This window comes from Campylobacter concisus, assembly GCF_902460875.1.
Classification (GTDB): Bacteria; Campylobacterota; Campylobacteria; order Campylobacterales; family Campylobacteraceae; genus Campylobacter_A; species Campylobacter_A concisus_AA.
In genome coordinates, this window is sequence record NZ_CABPVR010000007.1 from 237,323 (window position 1) to 240,113 (window position 2,791).

Genomic DNA, 2,791 nt, shown 5'->3' on the forward strand with positions numbered 1-2,791 from the left:
TTGTCTATATAGTAATCTATGATTTTAGTGGTATTTTCATCACTTACATTTTTATCAAATATAGCAGCGAACATATCCGTACAATTTGCTTCGTGTGAATATAAAGATGTTATGAGAAATATGATTATAACTAGGTGTTTCATATCGCATTTCACATATCATATTAATTTAAAAGATAAAGATAAAAAGGGCTCATATATGTCCTTCTAGCTAGAAGATGATTTTATTAACCCTAGGGATAAACCCTAGGTTGGTTTTAAGCTTTTTTAGTAGCTTCTCTCCAGTCATCGCTTCCGCTTGTGCCTGCAGCTACGTGTTCCCAAACTATCTTTCTATAGTTCATTGAAACTTTGAAAAGCTCTGTTTTGTCGCTGTTTAGCTTGTCTTGAGCATTTGGACTTACTAGAGTAATATCTGTTATAGTTGCATCTTCTAGTTTTGTAGTAAAGAAATGCTCCGCACCACCACTAGTTGATGTTCTATACCAATAGATCTCAACCTCTGGAAGTCTTTCGCCTTGTGTTAAGGCATTGTAAAGAAGTGGAACAGCTTTATTTAATGATGTAGTAAAACTAAATGGCTTATGGACTCTTTGACCTGATGGTTGGCCACTTTGTGGATCAGTTGGAACTGTTACTATATGAGAAACCTCTTGAGCCATGATCTCATCTTCGTGACCTGACTGATAGCGATTACCTATACTAGCTTCTGTTGAAGCACCACTTGAAATAAGTCCTTGTGTAGAACCTTTCACTTTAATATACACTGGTTGTGACATATTTACTCCTATTAAAAAGTTTGGATTATTCTATCTTTTATTTACTTTCTGTTTTATTAAAAACATTACTTTTTTAACATATAGCTTTGAAGAGCTTTATGTAATAGGTAATTAAACGCTTCCTTATCTTCCTTAGTACTTTTTAGTACGGCTCCTGAAAGATATTTAAAAAATGAGTTATTCTCGACTATATCATACATTTGACTATATAGCTCTTTGCATATAAGCTTAACCAAAACAGTATTTATTAGTTCTGTCGAATCACTAAGAGGAAGAGTTTTCATGATTGTTTCCATATCTTTTGTATTTAAAGTCCTAGTCTGCTCACTTATAGGGCTCATATTTGGTTGCAATTTTATACTCTCAACTATCTTTGTCAAAAGCTCATCCATGCTTTTTGCAGTCAGCATGTTTTGATTATTTGTATTTTCTTCTTCGTCAAAATTTTGAGCCATTTCATTTAAATTTAAAACTGCATCGTGCGCATTTTCATTTAAAGTGATATCTTTTTTCTCATTGATCAATGAGTTTATCTTTGGCTCTTCTTTAAAATCAACATTTGAAATTTTACCAACTGGCTCAAAACGTTTATCATCGAGTTTGTCAAAATTTTTCGTATTTTCTATTATCTTATGGGCTTTTCCTATATATTCATCAATCCTAGAAGGGTCTATAAATATAAATTTTAACTCCCCTATCCTAAAGACATCGCCCAAATTTATGACGCTCTCATAGTCATCTGGAAGCTTTGAATATGAATCACTATAAAAAATTTCACAATCTTTATAGCCACAGATTGTGAAAACCCCCTCTTCAAATCCAACATGAGCGTGTTTTGGTGCGATTGAATCGCTCATATCATTACAAGAAAATTTTGTAGTGTCTAGTGAGCCTATATCACCGCCATTTTCATCAAAAATGATAAATTGAGCTGAAAAGCTTGACGCTTTATCGTAATTTTGTATAACTGCTGTTATTTGTTGCATATTTTTTCCTTAATAAAGCATCTTCTTTGGTAAATTTATCGTTGGTATGATATCCATAAGCTCTAAAAGCTCTCCTCCATTTGGTGTTACTTCAAAGCCAAAATATGAATCTCTTCTACCATCAAAATTAAGCGTACTAACGCCAACACTACTAAAATTTGAAGCTTTTAATATCTTATACCAGCCCCATTCTCCATCAAAGCTTAATTCTTTTCTCTCGCTTCCAGTACTTGAAACTGCATTGAATTTAAACTGTGTTGATATATCAAAATTTTTGCTTGAAACCATCAAATTTGAGGCAATTGTATGATCATAAGTCAAAGAGTTATTAGAATAGCTAATATTTATATGGCTAAAATTTGCCGATAAGTCGACAGCTTTTAAATTATAATTTAATTTTAGCTCATCATTTGAATCAAGCATTAAATTTGAAATTCTGTCTATATAGGCAATATTTTTAAGGAAATCCCTGCTAAATCTTAGCTCTTTTGCATATTTTGGTCTTATTTTATAACCATCGGCAGTTTTACTTAAGATTTGTTTTAGATATCTATCATAAAAGCTATTCCAAGTTCCGTTTTTGCCAAAGAATCTTTTAAATTCTTCTATACTGACAGCCTTTGGAGATTGTTCGTTAAATGGATAAAATGGCTTGATAAGACTTTCAAAATCATCAAAAACATCATCTCTATATGCTGTTGATAAAAGTGCTGAAGCGCCATTTTCTACTTGTTTCCACGCAAGTGTCGATAACTTTTGATAATATTCATTTAACTCATCTGGAAGCTTCTTAGCATCATTATTTAAGACAACAAATGGGTCATTTTCATTTTTTATGCCATTTATTGCATAAACTATTTTATCATCGTTACTTTGAAGCATTTCGAAGTTATAGTCACTAACTTTTTTATAAACGCTTGTTACATCATTACTTATAATGTCTAGCAAGTCATTAGAATTTAACGCATGATAGTTAGTAAATTTAGCACTAAAATCGCTGAAAACACGTTTTATCTCACTTGAAGCA

3 protein-coding genes are annotated in these 2,791 nt (G+C 31.9%); all 3 read right to left on the minus strand.

What is annotated here, in order from left to right; translation table 11 throughout:
• Positions 1-256 precede the first annotated feature (256 nt).
• On the minus strand, positions 257-778 hold the full coding sequence (locus tag F3H01_RS05025; RefSeq protein ID WP_054195925.1) for an Hcp family type VI secretion system effector: 522 nt from the start codon (positions 776-778) through the stop codon (positions 257-259).
• 65 nt (positions 779-843) lie between these two features.
• A complete protein-coding gene (locus F3H01_RS05030; protein ID WP_149725048.1) occupies positions 844-1,764 on the minus strand; it encodes a hypothetical protein in 921 nt (306 codons plus the stop codon).
• A 9-nt stretch (positions 1,765-1,773) separates the two neighbouring features.
• Positions 1,774-2,791 (minus strand): type VI secretion IcmF C-terminal domain-containing protein (locus tag F3H01_RS05035; protein WP_316349252.1); only part of this gene is annotated, 1,018 nt, incomplete at its 5' end.